Below are 21,665 nucleotides of genomic sequence, written 5' to 3' on the forward strand. Positions count from 1 at the left end.
CGCCCACCCCCCTTGCCCCCGTATCCGGAGGAAACGTGACCACGACGCTCGCAGGCGGCCGCGCCGCCCGCCGCCAGACGATGCGCCGCATCCGCCCGCGCCGTTCCCCGGCGACCGTCCTGCTGATCGCCGTATGGGCGGGCGCGGCCGGTGTGCTGTGGCTGTGGTGGCACAACACCCCGTCCGTGGCCGACGACAACAGCAAGATCCTCAACGCGGGCCGCATCACCGGCCTGCTGGCGGGCTATCTGATGGCCCTCGTGGTGCTCCAGATGGCCCGGGTGCCCGCGCTGGAGCGCCGGGTGGGATCCGACCGGGTCGCCCGCTGGCACGCGATGACCGGCCGCTACACGCTCTGCCTGGTCGTCGCCCACGTCTTCCTGATCATGTGGGGCTACGCCCTCCAGGCGGGCAAGAGCCTCGGCGACATCGTCCAGCAGACGACGGACTCCATCAACCAGCTGCCGGACATGGGCAAGGCCGCCATCGGCACCGGCCTGCTGTTCCTCATCGGGCTGATCTCGATCGGCGGGGTGCGCCGGCGGATTCCGTACGACACCTGGTACCACGTGCACCTGCTGACGTACGCGGCGGTCTTCCTGACCTTCTGGCACCAGCTGACCACCGGCAACGACTTCGCGGTCGAGCCGGTCGCCAAGACCGTCTGGTACGGGCTGTACGGCTCGGTCACCGCGCTGGTCGTCTGGTACCGCATCCTCACCCCGATCCGGCTGAACCTGCGGCACCGGATGTACGTCGAGGCGGTCATCGAGGAGACGCCCGGCGTGGTGTCGGTCCTGATCGGCGGCCGCAAGCTGCACCGGATGGGCGCGGAGGCGGGCCACTTCTTCCGCTGGCGGTTCCTCGCACCGGGCATGCGGTTCAGCTCCCACCCCTACTCGCTGTCCGCGGCGCCCCGACCGGGCATGCTGCGGATCACGGTGAAGGCGATCGGCGACCACAGCGAACGGCTGCGCGAGCTGGAGCCGGGCACCAAGGTGTGGGCCGAGGGCCCCTACGGCGCCATGACCGCCCAGCGCCGCAGCCGCGGCAAGGTCCTGCTGGTGGCCGGCGGTGTCGGCATCACGCCGATGCGGGCCCTGTTCGAGACGCTGCCGGGCGCGGCCGGTGACATCACCCTCCTGTACCGGGCCAACACCACCCAGGACCTGGCCCTGTGGGACGAGCTCGCCGTCATCGCGGAGGAGCGCGGGGCCCGGCTGATGTACGCGGTCAACAGTCCGGATGGGGAGCGCCCGGACATCTCCGCGGAGTCCCTCCAGCGAAAGCTCCCCGACATCGACAAGCACGACGTGTTCATGTGCGGGCCGAACGGCTTCGCGCAGGCCGTGTACGAAGCACTGCGCGGGGCGGGTGTGCCCGCCCGCCGCATCCATCACGAGTCGTTCGAGATGTGAGCGACGGGAATCCAGGAGCTGTTGAAGCGATGAGGAAGTCTCACCCCGTCCGTCGAGTCGTGCTCGCGACCGCCGCCACCGTCTCCGGTGTCGTGCTGATGCTGTCGCTGAAGCCCTCCTCGGACCCGGCGTCCGCCCAGGCGGGCGGCACGCTGCCGCAGCAGACGGCGGCGGCGCAGGAGTCGGCCCAGGGCGGCACGGGGGCGGCCGCCGGCGGCGCGGTCACCGGTGACGTGGTCCAGACGCAGTACGGCCCGGTCCAGGTCCGGATCACCGTCAGCGGCAACAGGATCACCAAGGCGGAGGCGGTCCAGGCGCCCAAGGGCGGCGAGAGCGACGCGAAGACCGCGCTGTCCATCCCCAAGCTCACCGCGGCCACGGTCGCCGAGCAGAAGTCCGACGTCGACACGGTGTCCGGGGCGACCTACACCAGCGAGGGCTACAAGAAGTCGCTCCAGTCCGCGATCGACAAGGCGAACGCGGCCGCCCAGCAGGCCCAGCCGTCGGCGCAGCCCTCCAAGCCCGCGGGCGGCGGTGGAGCGGCGGCGGCCAAGACGGTCACCGGCGCGGTGGCCCAGACGCAGTACGGGCCGGTCCAGGTCCGCATCACGGTCAGCGGCGGCAAGATCACCAACGCCGAGGCGGTCCAGGCGCCCAAGGGCGGGACCAGCGACCAGAAGACGGAGCTGTCGATCCCGAAGCTCAACCAGGAGGCGGTGGCTGCGGGCAGCGCGGACATCGACTCGGTGTCCGGGGCGACCTACACCAGCGAGGGCTACAAGAAGTCGCTCCAGTCCGCGCTGGACCAGGCCGGTGGCTGACACGGTGGCCGAGCCGGCACAAGCTCCCGCCGCGGTACGTCACGTGGAGGAGGTCATGGGGACGGTCTTCTCCTTCGACGTCCGCGGCGGGGAACCCGTCGCCGTACAGACGGCGGTCCGGGAGGCGGTGGCGCAACTGCACCGCGTGAACGAGGTGTTCAGCACCTACCGCGACGACAGCCAGGTCTCCCGGTTGGCCCGCGGTGAGCTGACGGTCGCCGAGTGCGACCCCGAGGTCGCCGAGGTCCTCGAACTCGGCGCCGAGGCCGAGCACTTGAGCGACGGCTGGTTCAGCATGCGCTACGAGGGCCGCCTCGACCCGACCGGCATCGTCAAGGGCTGGGCGGTGGAACGCGCGGCCCGCCGCGTCGCTCTCGCGGGCGCGACCGGGGTGAGCGTCAACGGCGGCGGGGACGTCCAGCTCCTGGGCGTACCGGGCCCCGAACGCCCGTGGCGCGTAGGCGTCTCGGACCCCTTGCGCCCCGGCGGCCTGGCGGCCGTGGTCTCGGCGGCGGGAGCGGCGGAACTGGCGGTGGCGACATCGGGCACGGCCGAGAGGGGCGCCCACATCGTCGACCCCAGAACGGGCCGCTCGGCCGTCACGGACCTGGTGGCGGTGACGGTAGTAGCGCCCACTCTCACCTGGGCGGACTGCTGGGCGACAGCGGCTTTCGCCATGGGTTCGAGGGAGGGCCTGACCTGGCTGGAGAGCCTGCCGGACGTAGAGGCTCTGCTCATCACGGCAGGCGACGAGGTGCTGATCACGGGGGGCTTGGCAGCCAGGCTCGGCTGAGATTTTTTAGGGGCGCGGGGAACTGCGCGACAAGCCCCCACAGACCCGCGCCCGACAAACAACCTCAGTGCCCGTTCTGAGCCAACCGCAACAAATGCTCAGCCAGCGCCTGACCCCCCGTAGGATTCCGGCTGATCAGCATCAACGTGTCGTCACCGGCGATCGTCCCCAAGATGTCATGCAGCTCAGCCTGATCAATGGCCGACGCGAGGAACTGAGCCGCACCCGGGGGCGTCCGAAGCACCACAAGATTCGCCGAAGCCTCCGCAGAGATCAGCAGCTCCTGCGAGAGCCGCCGCATCCGCTCCTCCTTCGCCGACTCCCCGAGCGGCGCCCGAGGGGTCCGGAAACCCCCTTCGCTCGGCACCGCGTAGATCAGGTCGCCGTCGGTGTTGCGGATCTTCACCGCGTTGAGCTCGTCGAGGTCCCGGGAGAGCGTCGCCTGGGTGACGCTCAGCCCGTCGTCGGACAGCAGCTTCGCCAACTGGCTCTGCGACCGCACCGGTTGCCGGTTGAGGATGTCCACGATCCGGCGGTGGCGCGCGGTACGCGTCTGCGGCACGGCAGGCCCGGCGCCCCCGTTGTGCTCGTGCTCCTGCGCATGACTCATCGTCGTCTCATTCTCCGGATCATCCGTCTCCCTCGGCGGCACCCAGGATGCCGGGAAGAGCCTGAACAAGCGCGTCCACTTCGTCGTCGCCGAGGTTCAGCGGCGGCATCAGTCGTACGACATCGGGGGCGGGCGCGTTCACCAGGAGACCGGCGTCCTGAGCCGCCTTCTGCACCTGCGGTGCCAGCGGCTCGGTGAGCACGATACCCAGGAGGAGCCCCGCACCCCGGACATGGTCGATCAACGGGTGTCCCAGCGACTCGATTCCGTCCCGCAGCTTCTCGCTCTGCCGCTTGACGTTCTCCAGCAACCCGTCGGTCTCGATGGTGTCGAGGACGGCGAGTCCGGCCGCGCAGGCGACCGGGTTGCCGCCGAACGTCGTGCCGTGGTGACCCGGCTGGAGCAGCTCCGCGGTCCGGCCGAAGGCGACGGTCGCGCCGAGCGGCAGTCCGCCGCCGAGCTGCTTGGCGAGGGTGACCACGTCCGGCAGCACGCCTTCGTGGGCCTGGTACGCGAACCAGTGCCCGGTGCGGCCGATGCCGGTCTGCACCTCGTCGAGGACCAGCAGGGCGCCCTTGGCCGCGGTGATCGCCCGGGCGTCCTTGAGGTAGCCGGCGGGGGGCACCACGACGCCGTTCTCGCCCTGGATGGGCTCGATGACGACGAGGGCGGTGTCCTCGGTGACCGCGGCGGCCAGGGCCTGCGCGTCGCCGTAGGGCACGTGCGTGACGTCCCCGGGCAGGGGCAGGAAGGGGGTCCGCTTGCCGGGCTGGCCGGTGAGCGCGAGGGCGCCCATGGTCCGGCCGTGGAAGCCGCCGTCGGTGGCGACCATGTGGCCGCGTCCGGTGAGGCGGCCGATCTTGAAGGCGGCCTCGTTGGCCTCGGCGCCGGAGTTGCAGAAGAAGACCCTGCCGTCCCGGCCGAAGAGCTGGAGCAGCCGCTCGGCGAGGGCGACGGTGGGCTCCGCCATGAAGAAGTTGGAGATGTGGCCGAGGGACGCGATCTGGTTGCCGACCGCTTCGACGATCGCGGGGTGGGCGTGACCGAGCGCGTTGGTGGCGATGCCGCCGACGAAGTCGAGGTACTGGTTGTCCTCGCTGTCCCAGACCTTGGTGCCCGCACCGCGCACGAGGGGCAGCCGGGGAGTGCCGTAGTTGTTCATGAGCGAGCCCTGCCACCGCTGGGTGAGCTCCTGGTTGCCGGTCATTCGGCGTCCCCCTCCTGCGCGTCCGGCACGACCATGGTGCCGATGCCCTCGTCGGTGAAGATCTCCAGCAGGATCGAGTGCTGGACCCGTCCGTCGATGACCCGGGCCGTGGTGACGCCGTTGCGCACGGCGTGCAGGCAGCCCTCCATCTTCGGGACCATGCCGGAGCTCAACTCCGGCAGCAGTTTCTCCAGTTGGGAAGCGGTGAGGCGGCTGATCACCTCGTCGCTGTGCGGCCAGTCCTCATAGAGGCCCTCGACGTCCGTGAGGACCATGAGAGTCTCCGCTCCAAGAGCAGCAGCGAGTGCCGCAGCCGCCGTGTCAGCATTGACGTTGTAGACATGTCCGTCGTCCTGGCTCCGGGCGATCGAGGAGACGACCGGGATCCGGCCGTCGGCGAGCAGTGCCTCGATCGCGCCCGTGTCGATCGCGGTGATCTCGCCCACCCGCCCGATGTCGACCAACTCGCCGTCGATCTCGGGCTGGTGCTTGGTGGCGGTGATGGTGTGGGCGTCCTCGCCGGTCAACCCGACGGCGAGCGGCCCGTGTTCGTTGAGCAGGTTCACCAGCTCACGCTGCACCTGCCCGGCGAGCACCATCCGTACGACGTCCATGGCGTCCTCGGTGGTGACGCGCAGGCCGGCCTTGAACTCGCTGACGATGCCGTGCTTGTCGAGTGCTGCGCTGATCTGCGGGCCGCCGCCGTGCACCACGACCGGCCTGAGCCCGGCGTGGTGCAGGAAGACGACGTCCTGCGCGAAGGCGGCCTTGAGGTCCTCGTCGATCATGGCGTTGCCGCCGAACTTGATGACGACGGTCTTGCCGTTGTGGCGGACCAGCCAGGGCAGCGCCTCGATGAGGATCTGCGCCTTGGGGAGCGCGGTGTGCTTGCGGGTCACATTGCTCATGACGAGTACGCGCTGTTCTCGTGGACGTAGTCGGCGGTGAGGTCGTTGGTCCAGATGGTGGCGGTCTCGGAGCCGGCCGCGAGGTCGGCGACGATGTGCACCTCGCGGTAGCGCATGTCGACCTTGTCGCGGTCCTCGCCGACACCGCCGTTCTTGCAGACCCAGACGCCGTTGATGGCGACGTTCAGCCGGTCCGGCTCGAAGGCGGCCTTCGTGGTGCCGATCGCGGAGAGCACGCGGCCCCAGTTGGGGTCCTCGCCGTGGATGGCGCACTTGAGGAGGTTGTTGCGGGCGATGGAGCGGCCGACCTCGACGGCGTCGTCCTCGCTGGCCGCGCCCACCACCTCGACCTTGATGTCCTTGCTGGCGCCCTCGGCGTCCCGGATGAGCTGCTGGCCGAGGTCGTCGCAGACCTGCCGTACGGCTTCCGCGAACTCCTCGTGGTCCGGAGCGACTTCGGAGGCGCCGGAGGCGAGCAGCAGCACGGTGTCGTTGGTGGACATGCAGCCGTCGGAGTCGACGCGGTCGAAGGTGGTGCGGGTCGCGGCCCGAAGTGCCTTGTCCAGTACGTCACTCGGCAGGTCGGCGTCGGTGGTGAGGACGACGAGCATGGTGGCGAGGCCGGGAGCGAGCATGCCCGCGCCCTTGGCCATGCCGCCCACGGTCCAGCCGTCCTTGGTGACGACGGAGGTCTTGTGGACGGTGTCGGTGGTCTTGATGGCGATGGCGGCCTTCTCGCCGCCGTGCTCGTTCAAGGACGCGGCCGCTGCTTCGACTCCCGGCAGCAGCTTGTCCATCGGGAGCAGGACGCCGATGAGACCGGTGGAGGCGACGGCGACCTCGCCCGCGCCGATCTCCAGGACCTCGGCGACCTTCTCGGCGGTGGCGTGCGTGTCCTGGAAGCCCTTCGGTCCGGTACAGGCGTTGGCGCCACCGGAGTTGAGGACGACGGCGGTCAGCTCACCGCTCTTGAGGACCTGCTCGGACCACAGCACGGGCGCGGCCTTCACGCGGTTGGAGGTGAAGACGCCGGCGGCGGCGCGGCGGGGCCCGGTGTTGACCACGAGGGCCAGGTCCGGGTTGCCGTTCTCCTTGATTCCGGCGGCGATGCCCGCCGCCTGGAATCCCTTGGCTGCCGTGACGCTCACGGTGCGACTCCGATCGTGGAAAGACCGAGCTCCTCGGGGAGTCCGAGGGCGATGTTCATGCTCTGGACGGCACCGCCCGCGGTGCCCTTGGTCAGGTTGTCGATGGCGCTGATCGCGATGATGCGGCCCACGGCCTCGTCGAGGGCGACCTGCACCTGAACGCCGTTCGAACCGTAGACGGACGCCGTGGCGGGCCACTGGCCCTCGGGGAGCAGGTGGACGAAGGGCTCGTCGGCGAAGGCCTTCTCGTAGACGGCCCGGACGCCCTCCGCGGTCACACCGGGCCTGGCGGCGGCGCTGCACGTGGCGAGGATGCCGCGGGGCATCGGCGCGAGGGTGGGCGTGAAGGAGACGGAGACCTGCGCGCCGGCCACTTCACTGAGGTTCTGGATCATCTCCGGCGTGTGCCGGTGGCCGCCGCCGACGCCGTACGGCGACATGGAGCCCATGACCTCGCTGCCCAGCAAGTTCGGCTTCGGCGCCTTGCCGGCGCCGGAGGTGCCGGAGGCGGCGACGATCACGGCCTGGTCCTCGGCGATGCCGGCGGCGTAGGCCGGGAAGAGGGCGAGGGTGACGGCGGTGGGGTAGCAGCCGGGGACCGCGATGCGCTTGGACCCCGCAAGCCGGGTGCGGGCACCCGGCAGTTCGGGGAGGCCGTAGGGCCAGGTGCCGGCGTGCGCGGAGCCGTAGAACTTCTCCCAGTCGACCGCGTCCTTCAGCCGGAAGTCGGCGCCCATGTCGACGACGAGGACGTCCGGGCCGAGCTGTTCGGCGACGGCGGCGGACTGGCCGTGCGGCAGGGCCAGGAAGACGACGTCGTGGCCGGCGAGGGCGTCCGCCGTGGTCTCCTGGAGCACGCGGTCGGCGAGCGGCAGCAGGTGGGGCTGGAGCGAGCCGAGCCGCTGTCCGGCGTTGGAGTTGCCGGTCAGGGCGCCGATCTCGACCTCGGGGTGCGCCAGGAGCAGCCGCAGGACCTCACCGCCCGCGTATCCGCTCGCTCCGGCCACCGCCGCACGTACCGCCATGTCATCCTCCTCCTGGATGGCATGACTATACGTTTCGCTGCACGTTTATGCAACCACGTGCATACTCACGCCTCTCCTCCGGCGCACCACCCTGAACCCGCCGATCCCGAGGAGGCAGACCAGCGCCCCGGCCCCGACGGTCGAGCCGAGCCGCAGCCCTGGGGGACGGAAGTCGCAGGTGACACGCGTCGAGCTGCCGTCCAGCGGTACGGCGATCAGGCCGTGGTACTGCTTCGCGGGTACGGCGTCGGCGGCACCGGTGGCGCAGCGCCAGCCGGCGATCCGGGGCGCCGCGACGACCGCGACCCCCGTGCTGCCCGCCGGAAGCTGCGCCCGGATCGTGCCCCCGGAGCCGGAGACGGTCACCTCGGTGGCGCCGGTGGCCTTGAGCTGTCGTACGGCGGACCGCAGCCGGCCGGTGTCCAGGCAGCCGATCGCCCGGTCCGGCACGACACCCATCCGGTACGGGGACAGCTCGACGGTCAGGCGCCCCGAGTCCGGGACCGTGCCGAGGCGCTGCACGGCGGCGATCTTGGTGACGGGCCAGTCGGCGCGGAACCGGCCGGTCAGGCCGTCGGCGGTGGGCCCGGCGAGTCGTGCGCTGCCCCCGAAGTGCGGCGCCCAGAGGTAGACCTCGTCGCCCGCGGGACACCGGGCGGTGAGCGTCGCCCGCCCTCCCACGCGCACGCCCCGGCGCTGGTCCGTGCTGTGGTCCGCCGGCCTCCCGGCTCCGTTCAGGACGGTGACGCGGGGCACGGTGTAGACGCGGGCGCCGAGCAGGAGTTCCTGGTTGCGGTACGGCGAGGGACCGAAGGCGCCGGTCGCGGGGGACGGCCGTACGGTCACCAGGGGCGGTACGTCCTCCCTGGTCACGGTCACCCCGCTGCCGTCCTGCGGGAACCAGTTCTGGTGCGGGTCCGGCGGGGAGTGCACCCGGGCGCCCACGGAGAAGATCGCGTCGGTGACCGCGTTGTCGAGGCTCTGGAGGCTGCGCCCGCCCGAGGTCCAGCCGTACCCCAGTGCGGTGAGCGTGCTGCTGAACACGGCGGAGGTGTGGCTGCTGTAGTACTGCGCGCCCTGGCCGCCGACCTCCAGCGGGTCGTTGCCGACGGTCTGCTCCCGGCCCGGGTCGGTGCGGTAACGGGGCCAGCCGTCGGCCTGGGCGATCGCGTCCGCCTGCTCCTGCTGCCGGTCCCCCCACGGGGCGTAGTCGTCCATGTGCCCGAGCCGCATCCGGGTGGCCACGGCAGAGGTGGCGGTGGCCTCGCCGGCCAGCGTGCCGATGAGGAGCACGGCGGCGAGCGCGGCGGGGGCCGTGCGCAGGAGGGGGCGCCGACGGCCGAGCAGGAGCAGCCCGAGCAGCGCGCCCACGAACGCCGTCAGGAAGACGGGCCAGGCGAAGAAGCGCACCAGCTGGCTGCCGCTCGCCACGACCGCGACGAGCGCGAGCAGTCCGGCCGCCGCCGCCAGTGCCCGGCGGTCGAGCGGGCCGTACGACAGGGAGTGCCAGGCGGCGATCACCAGCAGGGCGCACACCACGAAGGTCTGGCGGTACGAGCTGCCCTGCGGGGCGGCGAAGGCATGCCAGAGCAGATGCGTCGGGCCCCACTGGATCGACAGGGTCACCGCGACCACCAGCAGCGTCCACCCGGCGCGCACCCGGCGGGGGGCCGCTCGGTGGAAGGGCAGCGCGAGGGCGAGCAGCAGGGCCGTGGTGCCGACGAAGAGCGCCGGGGAACCGAAGCTGTACGTCGTCGGCAGCAGGCGGGCCAGCAGGTCCTCGGTGTCCACCCGGGCGAACTGCGTGAAACGGCCCGGGGAGGCGTGCGCGCTGCCGAAGTACACGACCGCGACCAGGGGCGCGGCCAGGCCGATGCCCAGGGCGAAGGTCAGGGCGGCCCGGCCCGCGGCGGTGAGCCTGCGGCGGGCCGGGAGGTCGGCCAGGCACAGCCGCAGCAGGAACACCAGGGCGGCGGCGAGGGTGGCCATGTACGCGGTGTAGAAGTTGGCGATCCAGGCGGCCGTGACGACCAGCACCCCGAGCAGCGGGCGCCGGCCGGTCAGCACCCACTCGCCGACCAGGCAGAGCAGCGGCAGGGCGATCAGTCCGTCGAGCCACATCAGGTTGTAGGACGCGGTCGCCACGGTCCAGCCGCACAGGGCGTACGACGCGCCCAGCAGGCCGGCCGCCCACCAGCGACCGGGTCGCAGTCGCAGCAGCAGCCAGGTCATGGCGGCCGCGGCACACGCGATCTTCAGCACGGTGATCACGTACACCGCGAGGTCGATCTCGTCCCTCGGGAACACCGCCACGAGCGGGGCGAACGGGCTGGTGAGATAGGTTCCGAGGTCGGGCAGGAAGCCGACCCCGTAGCCCGACTGCCAGTTGACGAGGAGCCCGCCGCTGCCGCGTCCGTGGAGCAGGTCCCACAGGTGGGCGTGGAAGGGCACGTACTGGTTGCCGAGGTCGCTGACGTTCCGGGTGCGCGGGCCGAAGGGGTAGCTGCGCGCGACGGCGTCGGCGGCGCAGAGCACCGCGACGGTGATCGCCGCGGCGAGCAGGGCGGCCTGACCCGGGCCGGGCGGTCGCCCCGGCGGAGGTTCGGGGGTGAGGCGGGCCGGCCGGTCGTGCGCGGTCCTCGGTTCGGGCGGGATGGTCGGTCGCACGCCCTGTTCGCTGGTCAATTCAAGCCCCCGTCCGGGGCGTTCGCCCCGTGCGTCGTCACTGCGTCGATTTAGACAGGGGGTGCATACGGTTGGTTGTCCGACCGCCGATGGCGGTGAAGTGAATTCCGTACGACCCGCAGGCGACGGAGGCCGAGGGAAACCGTGCGGACAGAAGGAGCTGACATGAGCGAGAGCACCACCCGTGAGGAGCGCTTCGCGCGGGGCCTGGAGATGCTGGGCAGCGTCAACCCCGAGGTGGGACAGCTGGTCGTCGACTCGCTCGCCGACATCAGCCCGGAGCTGGGCCACCAGGTCATCGCCTGGGGATTCGGGGAGATCTACTCGCGGCCACAACTCGTGCCGCGGGACCGCCAGTTGGTCACCCTGGGCATGCTCACCGCGCTCGGCGGCTGCGAGACCCAGCTGGAGGTGCACATCAACACGGCCCTGAACGTGGGCCTGACTCCCGAGCAGATCGTCGAGGCGCTGTTGCAGTCGGCCGGCTACTGCGGATTCCCGAGGGCCCTGAACGCCACGGCGGTGGCGAAGAAGGTCTTCGGCGAGCGGGGGCTGCTGCCCGTCGGACAGCAGCCCACCGACCCGTCGGCTAGCTCTGCCTGATCCTCAGGAACCCGTCGGCTACCTCTGCCTGATCCTCAGGAAGGTGACCGAGTTCGCCGGGAAGGTGTACGTGAACTTCCCGGCGGCCCCGTCGAAGGTGGACCGCACCGGGGCGACCGCCGTCGACGTCTCGCTGTTCACGGCGTCGGGGGCGGCGGCCAGTGTGGTGACCCGGGCCTTGGACGCGACCTTGGCGCGGCCCAGGTCGACGGCAGTACGGGCCGCCGAGTCCTGTGCGTTGACGACCTTGACGATCAGCTCCCCGGTCCTGCGGTCCTCGGTGACGACCTGGCGGAACGGCTCGGCGGGCTTGTCGTCCCTGAAGCTGCCCCACTCCTGACCGTCGAGGTAGAGGGTGACCTGGCGGCCGCGCACCTTGACGTCGACGTCGTAGGCACGGCCCGTCTCGACCGAGCCCGCCTTGGAGATCAGGGTCGACTTGCCGCCGTCCACGGCCTGTTCGACGGCGGTCTGGGTGTTGTTCCAGCCGCCGATGTTCCACCAGTAGTAGTTGCCGGTGTCCTTGACGCCGAAGGCGACCAGGAAGCCCTCCTTGCCCGCCTTCTTGGTGGCCTTCACCTTCAGGTCGTAGTCGTGCCAGGACGGGTCACCGGCCGAGACCATGGTGTTCTCGGCGTTCACGTCGGTCTGCACGTACTGCCCGTCCTGGACGCTCCAGGAGCCGCCTCCGGTGTGCGTCCACTTCGAGGCGCCGGAGGAGAAGTCGTCGGTGAGCAGTTCCCTGCCGTCGGCGTCCGTGACCCTCACGTCGTCGTACGCCGCCGTCGTCGCCCACGTCGAAAGGCCCACGGCGCCGGTGATCGGGGCGAGCAGCGAGGGCGTGCCGGTGGCCGTCGAGGGCACCACGCGGTCGCCGACGTTGTTCATGAACAGCTTCTGGACCTCGTAGTTGGCGGAGTTCCAGGAGGCGTGGTTGTTGAACCAGATCAGGTCCGGGCGCCACTGGACGTAGTCCTCGTTGGCGAACAGCGGGGCGTAGGAGGCGAGTTTCACGACGTCCGCGTTGCGTTCCAGGCCGGTCATGAACGCGGCCTCGGTGAGCCCGTTCTTGAAGGTGTTGCCCTGGGAGGCGTACTCGCCGAGGAAGACCTTCGGGCCGTTCCTGTCGTAGGAGTCGTAGCGGTCGTTGTTCTGGAGGAACCACTGCGGGCTGTTGTAGTAGTGCTCGTCGACCATGTCGACCTTGGCGTCCCTGTTGAGCTGCCAGGCCGTGTCGAAGGTCGTACCGGAGTCGTCCGGGCCGGAGTTGGAGATGACCTGGATCTCCGGGTGCTTCGCCTGGACGGCGGCCCGGAACTCCTTGAAGCGGGCGAAGAACTCGTTCGGCAGGTTCTCCTCGTTGCCGACCTCGATGTGGGTGAGGTGGAAGGGCTTCGGGTGGCCCATCCTGGCCCGCACGTTGCCCCAGGTGGAGCTCGCCGGGCCGTTGGCGAACTCGATGAGGTCGAGGGTGTCCTGGACGTGCCGCTTGAGCAGGGCGTCGTCGGCGACGGCCTTGTTCTGGCCGCAGCCGGTCACCAGGGCGGGGACGACGGGCAGCGGCATGGCGCCGATGTCCTCGGCGAGCCGGAAGTACTCGTAGTAGCCGAGTCCGTAACTCTGGTTGTAGCCCCAGAAGTTGGAGTTGGTCGCGCGGGTCTCGACCGGGCCGACGGTGTCCTTCCACTGGTAGGACCGCTTGCGCTGGTGGCCGGAGGCCGCGCTGTAGTCCTCCATCGAGCCGGTGTTGACCAGGCAGCCGCCGGGGAAGCGCACGAAGCCGGGGTGCAGGGCGGCGACCTTCTCGGCGAGGTCCTTGCGCAGGCCGTTGGGTTCGCCGCGGTAGGTGTCGCGCGGGAACAGGGAGACCATGTCGAGTGCGGCAGCCGCCGAGGAGGCCACGGTGAGGCGGCCGTCGCTGCTGGTCCGGGTCGCGGTGAGGGTGGCCCGGTACCGGGTCCAGCCGCTCTTGGTGACGTCGACCTTGCGGGCGGTGGCGAGCGTGCCGCCGGAGTCCTGGAGCGAGACGGTGAGGGTGGTGCCGGCGGCCGCGCGGGCCCACACCGAGAAGTCGTACTTCCTGCCCGTCTCGACGGGGACGCCGGTGTTGTATCCGGCGTTCGTCACGGACGAACCGGCGCCCAGGTCGAGGTAGTTGCGGTTGCGTTCGTTCAGGCGGCCGCCGTCGTCCACGACCCGTGCGGTGCCGTCGACCGTCCACGAGGTGAGCGGGGTGTAGGAGGCGTTGTCGGCGGTGGAGTACTCGAAGGACCTGTTCTGCACGAGTTCGGCGTACAGACCGCCGTCGGCGGCCCGGTTGATGTCCTCGAAGAAGACGCCGTACATCGTGTCGTCGATCGTCGCGCCCCTGGCGCTCGGGTCGACGGTGATCGCGTAGTCGGTGACGTCCTCGGCATGGGCGGACGGGGGGATCGTTCCTGCCGGCACGAGCAGGGCGGTGGCGCTGAGACCGAGTCTCCAGCGGGTGCGTGACATGGATACTCCGCGGCTCTGTCGAAGTGGGGTTCTACTGAAGCGGGGCTCTGTCGAAGCTGGGTTGTACCGAAGTGGGTTCGAAATATCGGACACTGATCAGCACATCGAACGGCAACATAGGGAGGGGAATTCCGGAGCGTCAACGGGTCGCGCGGTACCGAAAGTGTCGGAAGTGATCGGAAGCGAGGGGCACATGGGCGGGTTCTGGCCAGTGCCGGACGTGCTGGCCTATCTGGCCGGGGAGTGGCGGACCGAGCGGACCGTGCGGGACCTGGCGAGCGGGTCGGACGGCACGTTCTCCGGAACCACCGCTTTCGGCCGACTGGAGGGCGGCGGGCTGCTGTCCCGGGAGTCGGGCACCTTCGTCTGGCAGGGCGTTGCGCGCCCCGCCGAACGGACGCTCCGGTTCCTGCCGGGCACGACACCGGGCACGGCGGACGTCCGCTTCTCCGACGGACGGCCCTTCCACGACCTGGACCTGGGCTCCGGCCGCCATGTCGCCGACCATCCGTGCGTGGCGGACCTGTACCGCGGCGAGTTCACCGTCCTGGACCCCGAGCACTGGCGCACGGTGTGGCGGGTCGGCGGCCCGGCGAAGGACCTGGTCCTGAGGACGGCGTACACGCGCGTGGAGGGAACACGTTGACGAACGGGTACGCACGCGTGGGCCGAACGCCCCGCCGCTCGTGACTGCCCTACGCCCGCGTGTGCTGTGCCGAGACCCCCTCGAAGCGGAGGTTCCAGCGGCCGGCGCGGCCGGTCACCGTGATGGCCGACAGGGGGCGGACGTCGATGTTCCAGAACGTCGACGGCGGCGCCTTCAGGACGTACACCAGCGCGGCCCTGACCACGGCCGGCTCCACGACGGCGACGACCCGGCCGCCGTCCTCCATCGGCCGGGTGTCCAGCCACTCCCCCACCCGGGCGACGAATGCGAGCAGCGACTCGCCGCCGTGCGGGGTGGACCGCGGATCGGCCAGCCAGGCGTCCACGGACTCCGGCTCGCGGGCCATCGCCTCGCCGAGGGTCAGCCCGCGCCAGCGCCCCATGTCACAGTCCCGCAGGGCGAGTTGGACGAGGGGCGCGTATCCGAGGGCGTCGCCGGTGGCACGGCTGCGGGGCGTGGGCGAGCAGTACCGCAGCTCGGCCGCCGCGAGCGGCAGCAGCTCGGGCGCCACGGCCAGCACCTGGTCCCAGCCCGCCTGGTCGAGCGGACGGTCGTCCTCGAACCGCTCGGTGAGCAGCGAGGAGCTGCGCGCGGCGGCGACGAACGTGACCCGAAGTTGCATGCGGTGATCGTGAGCCGCGAAAGTGCGCAGGTCAAGAGGCGTTACCCGGGATTTACCCTGGGTGCCCGCGGGCTTACGGTCACAGATCGGTCAGCGCCATCCAGATGTCGGGCTGGGCGAGCGGGGCGAACCCGAGCTTCTCGTACACGCCGTGCGCGTCCCGGGTGGCGAGCATGATCCGCCTCGGGCCGTACGGCCGCAGATGCTCCCGGACGGCTCCGACGAGCGCCACGCCGATCCCCTTGCCGCGTACGGCACGGTCCACGTAGACATCGCAGAGCCAGGCGAAGGTGGCCATGTCGGTGACCACGCGCGCGTAGGCCACCTGCTCCCTCGAGGCCGTGTCGTACACCCCGAAGTTGAGCGACCCGGCGATCGCCCGGTCCTGCCTTTCCCGGGAGCGCCCGATCGCCCAGTACGCGTCGGTGGACAGCCAGTGGTGCACCAGGTCCACGTCGAGGCGCTCGGCGTCGGTGGAGATCTCGTAGCCCGGGGCGAGGGGCGGGGTGTCGTTCATGCCGGGAGACTGACAAGCCGGGGCGGGCGACGTCGAACGGTTTTCCCGCACCGCGTCACACCGACCCCGTCCAGGGCTGCGTGCCGGGAGCCCGGAGCACCTCCTCGCAGGCCCTGCGGAGGCGTCGTACGCCCTCCTGGATCTCCTGGGGACCCGCCACCGCTGCGAAGCTCAGGCGGAGGTGGCCGGCCGGGGGTTCGGCGCTGAAGTAGGGGCGGCCGGGGGTGATCGCGACGCCCGCACGGAGGGCGGCCGTCGTCAGAGCGGTCTCGGCCGTGCCGTCGGGCAGCCGCAGCCACAGGTGGTAGCCGCCCGACGGGACGTGCGGGAGGGACAGTTCGGGCAGCTCCAGCCGGAGCGCGGTGGTCATGGTGTCGCGGCGGGCCTTCAACTCGGCCGAGATGGACCGCAGATGGCGGGGCCAGGCCGGGGAGCCGACGAGTTCCAGGGCCGCCTCCTGGAGCGGGCGGGGCACGAAGAAGGTGTCGACGATCTGGATCGCGCGCAAGCGCTGGAGCACCGGCCCGCGCGCGGCCAGGGCACTGACCCGGAAGCTCGGCGAGGTCGCCTTGGTCAGCGAGCCGACATGGACCACGACTCCGTCGGGGTCGTCGGCGGCCAGCGGGCGCGGCAGCGGACCGGCGTCCTCGTGCACCAGCCGCCGTACGAAGTCGTCCTCGACGACGAACGCGCCGGCCTCGCGGGCGATCCGCAGCACCTCGCCGCGGCGTTCGGGGGCCAGCACCGCGCCGGTCGGGTTCTGGAAGAGCGGCTGGCAGACGAAGACCCGGGCACCGGTCGCCCGGAACGCGTCGGCGAGGAGGGCGGGCTTCACCCCGTCCGCGTCCACGGGGACGGGGACCGGGCGCAGGCCCGCCGAGCGGGCGATCGCCAGCATGCCGGGGTAGGTGGGCGACTCGACCAGGACGGGGGCGCCGGGCGGGGCCAGGGCGCGCAGGGCGGTGGTGAGCGCGGACTGGCCGCCCGCGGTGATCAGCACCTCGGCCGCGGTGACGGCTCCGCCGATGATGCGCGCGAACCACTCGCGCAGGTCCGGCAGACCCTCGGTGGGCGGTCGGCCCCAGGCGCCGGGGCGGCGGCCCGCGCGGGCCAGGGCCGCGGACATCGCCCGCTCGGGCTGGAGGGAGGGGTGCAGATAGCCGCCGTTGAACTCGATCACACCGGGCGGCGGAGCGGCCAGCGACACCAGGACGCCGGACGCGTCGACGGAGCGCGGTACGAGGTCGGCGGCGCCGTCCGCGCTCAGCGCGACCTCCTGCCAGGAGGTGTCCCCGGTCGCGGTGGCGGCCGTACGGGCCCGGGCACGGAACGCACCGGCGCCGGGGCGGGTCACCACCAGCCCCTCGGCGGCGAGCTGGGCGAGGGCGCGGGAGACGGTCACGGGGCTGACCCGGAAGCGGTCGACGAGGACCCGGCTCGACGGGAGCTTTCCACCCGGAGAGTAGCGGTCCAGCTCTCGCCTCAGCCGTTCCGCCAGTTCATCGACGCTGCTACGCTCTTGCATGAGAGCACAGAGTAGCGCTACCGCACCGACCCGGATAGCGGTTCCCGCCCCCGCGAGGTCCTTCGGCACGGTCCAGGCCGCCCTCGGAGTCGCCGCGTTCTCCCTCACCTTCCCCGCCACCGCGTGGGGTCTGGAGGGGTTCGGGCCCTGGTCCCTGGTCGCGGTGCGCAGCGTTCTCGCGGCACTCGTCGCGGGCGGCTGTCTGCTGGCGCTGCGGATCCCGCTGCCGGCCCGCGCGCACTGGCCCGGGCTCGCGGTGGTCGCGGCCGGGGTGGTCGTCGGGTTCCCGCTGCTGACCACGCTGGCCCTTCGGACGTCGACCACCGCCCACGCGGCCGTCGTGGTCGGTCTGCTCCCCCTGACGACCGCGCTGCTGTCGGCCCTGCGCGTCGGCACCCGCCCCTCGCGGACCTTCTGGGCGGCGGCGCTCGCCGGCGCGGCCGCGGTGGTGGCCTTCACCGTGCAGCAGAGCGGCGGCGCCCTGACCACCGCCGACCTGTATCTCTTCGCTGCGCTGCTGGTGTGCGCGGCCGGCTACACCGAGGGCGGCCGACTGGCCCGGACCATGCCCGGCTGGCAGGTCATCGCCTGGGCGCTGGTGCTGTGCCTGCCGCTCAGCGTGCCCGCGGCGGCGCTCGCCCTGTCCCACGAGCCGGTGCACCTCGGCGCGCACAGCGTGGCCGGGCTGCTGTGGGTGGCGGCAGGTTCGCAGTTCCTCGGCCTGGTCGTCTGGTACCGGGGCATGGCGGCGATCGGCATCCCCAAGGCCAGCCAGTTGCAGCTTGCCCAGCCCCTGCTCACACTGGTGTGGTCGGTGCTGCTGCTCGGCGAGCACTTGACGGTGGCCGCCCCGCTGACGGCCGCGGCGGTGCTGGTGTGCATCGCGGTCACCCAGCGGGCGCGGGGCTGAGCGGCGCGTACGCGCCGTTCCCGGTGGGCCCCCGCGCCGTAAAATCAGGCCACGGACCGCTCACTCGGTGAGGAGGCACGGCTGATGCGCGCAACCGTGGGCGACCAGCTCGTCCAGCACGGCAGGGTGGTCGGACAGCAGGACAAGGTCGGCGAGATCGTCGAGGTGATGGGGCAGGAGGGCAACCCCCCGTACCGCGTCCGCTTCGAGGACGGGCACGAGGGCGTGTGCTCACCGGGCCCCGACACCGAGATCAGGCACCGCCTGCACCGAACCGGTCGCTGATCCGGCGCGGTGGCACCGCCTGCACAGGACCGGTCCCTGGTCTAACGCGGTGGCACCGCCGGCACCTGGTAGTGGTCGGCCCCCACGCGGGCCATCGCCCCGATCGGGTCGGAGGCGACCTCTCGGGCGGCGAAGAAGACATGTCCGCGCACCTGTTGGTACTGCCGCGCGAGCGTGAGGTGCCTGGACAGCTCCGCGGGATCCTGCCAGGCGGCGGACTGTGCCGGATCCCCCGCCTTGTAGAGGGCCTCGCCCAGGTACAGCTTCGTCCTGCTCCCACGCGCCTGCTCCGCCCACCAGGGCACCAGCTTGGCGTAGTCGGCGGCGGCGAACCCGATGTTCCAGTAGAGCTGCGGCACCAGGTAGTCGATCCAGCCCTCGCGCACCCACTTGCGGGTGTCGGCGAAGTTGTCGTCGTACGACTGCACCCCCGCGCGCGTGTCCGAGCCGAGCGGGTCGGTGACGGCGTTGCGCCAGACCCCGAACGGGCTGATGCCGAACTGCGCGGTGGGCCGGATCCGCCGCACGGCCGCCGCCGTCTCCCGGACCAGCTTGTCGATGTTGTCCCGCCGCCAGGCGGCCCGGTTGACGAAGGCGCCGCCGTAGCGGTCGTAGGCCGCGTCGTCGTCGAAGGTCTGGCCGGCCACCGGGTACGGGTAGAAGTAGTCGTCGAAGTGGACCGCGTCCACGGGGTACTTGCGGACCGCGTCGAGGATCGCCTTCTCGACGAAGGCGCGCACCTCGGGCAGCCCGGGGTTGTAGTAGAGCTTGCCGCCGTACGGCACCACCCAGTCCGGGTGCTTGCGGGCGGGGTGGGAGGCGGCGAGCTTGGTCGGGTCCGTGTGGTTGGCGACGCGGTACGGGTTGAACCAGGCGTGCAGTTGCAGGCCCCGCCGGTGCGCCTCGGTGACGGCCGTGCCCAGCGGGTCCCAGCCGGGGTTCTTGCCCTGCGTCCCGGTGAGGTACTGCGACCAGGGCTCGTAGGGCGAGGGCCACAGGGCGTCGGCGGTGGGCCGTACCTGGAGGATCACCGTGTTCAGACGGTCCGCCGCGGCCCGGTCGAGGTGGGCGATCAGCTCGGCGCGCTGCTGTGCGGCGGTCAGCCCGGGCTTGGAGGGCCAGTCCCGGTTGGACACGGTGGCCAGCCACACGCCCCGCATCTCGGTCGGCAGCCACCACGGACGCCGGGGCGCGGCCACCGCTCCCGAGGCCGTCGTGAGGGTCGACAACGCGGCCAGCGCGAAGGCCCGGCGCGACAGACGTCCCATGTGCACACTCCCCCAACACCATGGATCCGCTCGGTCACGGATCGTCTCAGCGCCCCAGAATGCCCGACGGATGACCGCCCCAGGCGATCGATCATCGATACTTGGGAGTAACGTGCTCGAACGGAGCAGGAGCCGGACCACGGCGAACCTGCCGGCAGGCGAAGACCAGCGAAAGGTACGAAGTGACGGACTTCCCGGCGGGAGACATCGCGCGCGTCGGAGTGGTGGGCTGCGGCCAGATGGGGGCGGGCATCGCCGAGGTGTGCGCCCGCGCCGGTCTGGACGTGAAGGTCGCCGAGACCACCGGCGAGGCCCTGGAGATCGGCCGCACCCGGCTGTTCAACTCCCTCACCAAGGCCGCCGAACGCGGCAAGATCAGCGCGGACGAGCTGGCCGCCACCCAGGCCCGGCTCTCCTTCACCACCGATCTCGGCGAGTTCGCGGACCGGGACCTCGTCATCGAGGCCGTGGTGGAGAACGAGCAGGTGAAGACCGAGATCTTCCAGGTGCTCGACCAGGTGGTGACCCGCCCGGACGCCATCCTGGCCTCCAACACCTCCTCCATCCCGCTGGTGAAGCTGGCGGTGGCCACCTCGCGGCCCGACCAGGTCGTCGGCATCCACTTCTTCAACCCGGCCCCGGTGCAGAAGCTCGTCGAGCTGATCCCGGCGCTCACCACCTCCGAGGGCACCCTGGCCCGCGCCCAGGCCTTCGCCGAGAAGCTCCTCGGCAAGCACGCCATCCGCGCCCAGGACCGCTCCGGCTTCGTGGTCAACGCGCTGCTGATCCCGTATCTGCTGTCCGCGATCCGGATGTTCGAGTCGGGGATTGCGAGCCGCGAGGACATCGACAACGGCATGGAGCTCGGCTGCGCCCACCCGATGGGCCCGCTGAAGCTCTCCGACCTGATCGGCCTGGACACCGTGGCCTCGGTCGCCTTCTCGATGTACGAGGAGTACAAGGAGCCGCTGTACGCCGCTCCCCCGCTCCTGCAGCGCATGGTCGACGCGGGCCGGCTGGGCCGCAAGTCCGGCTCGGGCTTCTACACCTACGGCTGACCCGTACCCCCTGTGCCCGGCCGGCACCCTGTCCGTTCCAGGGTGCCGATGACACAGTGCTACGGCCATGGGCCCGGCTCTCCTCGAAGCGCCGGGCCCGTGTCATTCACACACCGTGTGCGCCCCGGGCCCGCATATGCCCCTCGCACACTCTCCCCACGCACCCACCAGGCGAGTTGACTCTTGATGCGCATGCAAGGGATGTGACGACTACGGAAAGGAGCGGACCTGTGACCGCCGAACCGGAGCATCCCGTGGTCCATGGAGAACTCGCAGAGTTACGACGTCGCCTCGACGTCGCGTACGCACGGGTCGAGGGCGGCCTCGCCCTTCTCAGTCATCGTACGAAGGAGACGGACAAGGAGATCGACGATCTGAGCGCACGGATCATCGCCCTGGAGCACGCCCGCTGGCCGCTCCCCGCGGTCGCGGCGATCACCGCCGTGGGCGCGCTCGTCGTGGCGGTCTGGCAGGCCTTCGGACACTGACGCCTCGGGCCGGCCGGGTGGGGGATCAGGACAGGATGTCCTGACCGAGCCTCAGATGGTGCAACAGCAGTAACGCGGCCGCCATGTTGGCGGCCGGGACCTCCCCACGGGCGACCATGTCGGGAACGAGCTTCAGCGGGACCCACTCCCGGCGGTCCGACTCGAAGTCGTCCACGGGGTGCCCGATGTACTCGCCCTCGTCGGCCCAGTAGATGTGGTGCACGGCGTCGGTGAGCCCGTTGGAGGGCTCCACGCTCATCAGGTGCTGGAGCGGCCCCGGCCGCCAGCCGGTCTCCTCCTCGAGTTCCCTGGCGGCTGCCACGGCGATGTCCTCTCCGTCCTCGACCACGCCCGCGGCGAGCTCCCAGCCCCAGCTGTCGGTGATGAAGCGGTGCCGCCACAGCAGCAGGACCTCGTTGGCCTCGTTCACCACCGTGGCGACCGCGACCGGCCTCAGCCGTATCAGGAAGTGGTCGAGGTGCCGCCCGTCCGGTAGGGCGACATCGGCGAGATTGACGCTGAACCAGCGGTTTTCATACACGGTTTGTTCGTTCTGTTTCGTCCACTGCACGGTTCTGCCACCTTCCGTCGAGTAAGTGGCAATATCGCAG

General features: G+C 71.1%; 21 protein-coding genes. 9 read left to right on the forward strand and 12 right to left on the reverse strand.

Annotated features, from left to right (window positions below):
• The first annotated feature begins 35 nt into the window (after positions 1–35).
• The 3 genes from AQJ54_RS26770 to AQJ54_RS26780 are packed head-to-tail and all read left to right on the forward strand — an operon-like array spanning position 36 to position 3,032.
• Positions 36–1,418: a ferredoxin reductase family protein gene (locus AQJ54_RS26770; RefSeq protein WP_062028346.1), complete on the forward strand. Its 1,383-nt coding sequence runs from the start codon at positions 36–38 to the stop codon at positions 1,416–1,418.
• Positions 1,419–1,447: 29 nt separating this feature from the next.
• Complete coding sequence (locus AQJ54_RS26775) at positions 1,448–2,239, forward strand: FMN-binding protein (RefSeq protein WP_062241576.1); 792 nt, start codon at positions 1,448–1,450, stop codon at positions 2,237–2,239.
• On the forward strand, positions 2,232–3,032 hold the full coding sequence (locus AQJ54_RS26780) for an FAD:protein FMN transferase (protein WP_248845447.1): 801 nt from the start codon (positions 2,232–2,234) through the stop codon (positions 3,030–3,032). The genes AQJ54_RS26775 and AQJ54_RS26780 overlap by 8 nt, the downstream gene beginning before the upstream one ends.
• Before the next feature lie 64 nt (positions 3,033–3,096).
• Here the strand turns inward: AQJ54_RS26780 and AQJ54_RS26785 are convergent, their stop codons facing one another.
• The 6 genes from AQJ54_RS26785 to AQJ54_RS26810 are packed head-to-tail and all read right to left on the reverse strand — an operon-like array spanning position 3,097 to position 10,597.
• A complete protein-coding gene (locus AQJ54_RS26785; protein ID WP_020138005.1) occupies positions 3,097–3,642 on the reverse strand; it encodes an arginine repressor in 546 nt (181 codons plus the stop codon).
• 19 nt (positions 3,643–3,661) lie between these two features.
• The gene (locus AQJ54_RS26790) at positions 3,662–4,849 is read right to left on the reverse strand and encodes an acetylornithine transaminase (protein WP_062241580.1); all 1,188 of its coding nucleotides are present in this window, start codon (positions 4,847–4,849) and stop codon (positions 3,662–3,664) included.
• Complete coding sequence (gene argB, locus AQJ54_RS26795) at positions 4,846–5,757, reverse strand: acetylglutamate kinase (protein ID WP_062028354.1); 912 nt, start codon at positions 5,755–5,757, stop codon at positions 4,846–4,848. The genes AQJ54_RS26790 and argB overlap by 4 nt, the downstream gene beginning before the upstream one ends.
• Positions 5,754–6,905 (reverse strand): bifunctional glutamate N-acetyltransferase/amino-acid acetyltransferase ArgJ, encoded by a 1,152-nt coding sequence (gene argJ / locus AQJ54_RS26800; RefSeq protein ID WP_062241582.1) that lies wholly within the window; start codon positions 6,903–6,905, stop codon positions 5,754–5,756. The genes argB and argJ overlap by 4 nt, the downstream gene beginning before the upstream one ends.
• Positions 6,902–7,930, reverse strand: coding sequence for an N-acetyl-gamma-glutamyl-phosphate reductase (gene argC / locus AQJ54_RS26805; protein ID WP_062241585.1), 1,029 nt, complete (start codon positions 7,928–7,930; stop codon positions 6,902–6,904). The genes argJ and argC overlap by 4 nt, the downstream gene beginning before the upstream one ends.
• A 45-nt stretch (positions 7,931–7,975) precedes the next feature.
• Positions 7,976–10,597 (reverse strand): YfhO family protein, encoded by a 2,622-nt coding sequence (locus AQJ54_RS26810; RefSeq protein WP_107121150.1) that lies wholly within the window; start codon positions 10,595–10,597, stop codon positions 7,976–7,978.
• A gap of 183 nt (positions 10,598–10,780) precedes the next feature.
• On the opposite strand from AQJ54_RS26810, the gene AQJ54_RS26815 reads away from it, so the two are divergent.
• Complete coding sequence (locus AQJ54_RS26815; protein WP_062241586.1) at positions 10,781–11,218, forward strand: carboxymuconolactone decarboxylase family protein; 438 nt, start codon at positions 10,781–10,783, stop codon at positions 11,216–11,218.
• Between the two features lie 18 nt (positions 11,219–11,236).
• On the opposite strand, the gene AQJ54_RS26820 is transcribed toward AQJ54_RS26815, so the two are convergent.
• Entirely contained in the window at positions 11,237–13,714 is a 2,478-nt protein-coding gene (locus AQJ54_RS26820; RefSeq protein ID WP_062241588.1) for an alpha-L-arabinofuranosidase C-terminal domain-containing protein, read from the reverse strand.
• A 193-nt stretch (positions 13,715–13,907) separates the two neighbouring features.
• Here AQJ54_RS26820 and AQJ54_RS26825 point away from each other — a divergent pair, with 193 nt between their 5' ends.
• Positions 13,908–14,360 carry a DUF6314 family protein gene (locus AQJ54_RS26825; RefSeq protein ID WP_062241590.1) on the forward strand — a complete coding sequence of 151 codons (453 nt, stop codon included), beginning with the start codon at positions 13,908–13,910 and terminating at the stop codon, positions 14,358–14,360.
• Positions 14,361–14,409: 49 nt separating this feature from the next.
• Here the strand turns inward: AQJ54_RS26825 and AQJ54_RS26830 are convergent, their stop codons facing one another.
• From AQJ54_RS26830 to AQJ54_RS26840, 3 genes are all read right to left on the reverse strand, one after another.
• Complete coding sequence (locus AQJ54_RS26830) at positions 14,410–15,003, reverse strand: histidine phosphatase family protein (protein ID WP_062241592.1); 594 nt, start codon at positions 15,001–15,003, stop codon at positions 14,410–14,412.
• 79 nt (positions 15,004–15,082) lie between these two features.
• Positions 15,083–15,520: a GNAT family N-acetyltransferase gene (locus AQJ54_RS26835; RefSeq protein ID WP_062241594.1), complete on the reverse strand. Its 438-nt coding sequence runs from the start codon at positions 15,518–15,520 to the stop codon at positions 15,083–15,085.
• Between the two features lie 55 nt (positions 15,521–15,575).
• Complete coding sequence (locus AQJ54_RS26840; protein WP_062241596.1) at positions 15,576–17,045, reverse strand: aminotransferase-like domain-containing protein; 1,470 nt, start codon at positions 17,043–17,045, stop codon at positions 15,576–15,578.
• Here AQJ54_RS26840 and AQJ54_RS26845 point away from each other — a divergent pair.
• Together AQJ54_RS26845 and AQJ54_RS26850 are read left to right on the forward strand one after the other, a co-directional pair.
• Positions 17,044–17,955 carry a DMT family transporter gene (locus tag AQJ54_RS26845; protein ID WP_062241598.1) on the forward strand — a complete coding sequence of 304 codons (912 nt, stop codon included), beginning with the start codon at positions 17,044–17,046 and terminating at the stop codon, positions 17,953–17,955. The two genes, AQJ54_RS26840 and AQJ54_RS26845, sit on opposite strands and share 2 nt — an antisense overlap.
• Positions 17,956–18,039: 84 nt before the next feature.
• Entirely contained in the window at positions 18,040–18,240 is a 201-nt protein-coding gene (locus AQJ54_RS26850; RefSeq protein ID WP_020137993.1) for a DUF1918 domain-containing protein, read from the forward strand.
• Positions 18,241–18,281: 41 nt separating this feature from the next.
• On the opposite strand, the gene AQJ54_RS26855 is transcribed toward AQJ54_RS26850, so the two are convergent.
• Positions 18,282–19,508, reverse strand: coding sequence for a glycoside hydrolase family 10-like protein (locus AQJ54_RS26855; protein WP_062241600.1), 1,227 nt, complete (start codon positions 19,506–19,508; stop codon positions 18,282–18,284).
• A gap of 182 nt (positions 19,509–19,690) precedes the next feature.
• Here AQJ54_RS26855 and AQJ54_RS26860 point away from each other — a divergent pair, with 182 nt between their 5' ends.
• The gene (locus tag AQJ54_RS26860; RefSeq protein ID WP_020137991.1) at positions 19,691–20,566 is read left to right on the forward strand and encodes a 3-hydroxybutyryl-CoA dehydrogenase; all 876 of its coding nucleotides are present in this window, start codon (positions 19,691–19,693) and stop codon (positions 20,564–20,566) included.
• Between the two features lie 230 nt (positions 20,567–20,796).
• Complete coding sequence (locus tag AQJ54_RS26865; RefSeq protein WP_062241602.1) at positions 20,797–21,054, forward strand: hypothetical protein; 258 nt, start codon at positions 20,797–20,799, stop codon at positions 21,052–21,054.
• Between the two features lie 25 nt (positions 21,055–21,079).
• Here the strand turns inward: AQJ54_RS26865 and AQJ54_RS26870 are convergent, their stop codons facing one another.
• Complete coding sequence (locus tag AQJ54_RS26870; protein ID WP_062028379.1) at positions 21,080–21,625, reverse strand: NUDIX hydrolase; 546 nt, start codon at positions 21,623–21,625, stop codon at positions 21,080–21,082.
• Positions 21,626–21,665 lie beyond the last annotated feature (40 nt).

The sequence above is a fragment of the Streptomyces griseorubiginosus genome, assembly GCF_001514195.1.
Lineage (GTDB): Bacteria > Actinomycetota > Actinomycetes > Streptomycetales > Streptomycetaceae > Streptomyces > Streptomyces griseorubiginosus.

What these genes read in the sequence shown, in the direction of transcription:
- argC (WP_062241585.1), bottom strand. Translation starts at nt 7,930, where the DNA reads ATGGCGGTACGTGCGGCGGTGGCCGGAGCGAGCGGATACGCGGGCGGT.
- AQJ54_RS26855 (WP_062241600.1), bottom strand. Translation starts at nt 19,508, where the DNA reads ATGGGACGTCTGTCGCGCCGGGCCTTCGCGCTGGCCGCGTTGTCGACC.
- AQJ54_RS26840 (WP_062241596.1), bottom strand. Translation starts at nt 17,045, where the DNA reads ATGCAAGAGCGTAGCAGCGTCGATGAACTGGCGGAACGGCTGAGGCGA.
- AQJ54_RS26835 (WP_062241594.1), bottom strand. Translation starts at nt 15,520, where the DNA reads ATGAACGACACCCCGCCCCTCGCCCCGGGCTACGAGATCTCCACCGAC.
- AQJ54_RS26850 (WP_020137993.1), top strand. Translation starts at nt 18,040, where the DNA reads ATGCGCGCAACCGTGGGCGACCAGCTCGTCCAGCACGGCAGGGTGGTC.
- AQJ54_RS26775 (WP_062241576.1), top strand. Translation starts at nt 1,448, where the DNA reads ATGAGGAAGTCTCACCCCGTCCGTCGAGTCGTGCTCGCGACCGCCGCC.
- argB (WP_062028354.1), bottom strand. Translation starts at nt 5,757, where the DNA reads ATGAGCAATGTGACCCGCAAGCACACCGCGCTCCCCAAGGCGCAGATC.
- AQJ54_RS26785 (WP_020138005.1), bottom strand. Translation starts at nt 3,642, where the DNA reads ATGAGTCATGCGCAGGAGCACGAGCACAACGGGGGCGCCGGGCCTGCC.
- AQJ54_RS26845 (WP_062241598.1), top strand. Translation starts at nt 17,044, where the DNA reads ATGAGAGCACAGAGTAGCGCTACCGCACCGACCCGGATAGCGGTTCCC.
- AQJ54_RS26790 (WP_062241580.1), bottom strand. Translation starts at nt 4,849, where the DNA reads ATGACCGGCAACCAGGAGCTCACCCAGCGGTGGCAGGGCTCGCTCATG.
- AQJ54_RS26830 (WP_062241592.1), bottom strand. Translation starts at nt 15,003, where the DNA reads ATGCAACTTCGGGTCACGTTCGTCGCCGCCGCGCGCAGCTCCTCGCTG.
- AQJ54_RS26815 (WP_062241586.1), top strand. Translation starts at nt 10,781, where the DNA reads ATGAGCGAGAGCACCACCCGTGAGGAGCGCTTCGCGCGGGGCCTGGAG.
- AQJ54_RS26825 (WP_062241590.1), top strand. Translation starts at nt 13,908, where the DNA reads ATGGGCGGGTTCTGGCCAGTGCCGGACGTGCTGGCCTATCTGGCCGGG.
- AQJ54_RS26820 (WP_062241588.1), bottom strand. Translation starts at nt 13,714, where the DNA reads ATGTCACGCACCCGCTGGAGACTCGGTCTCAGCGCCACCGCCCTGCTC.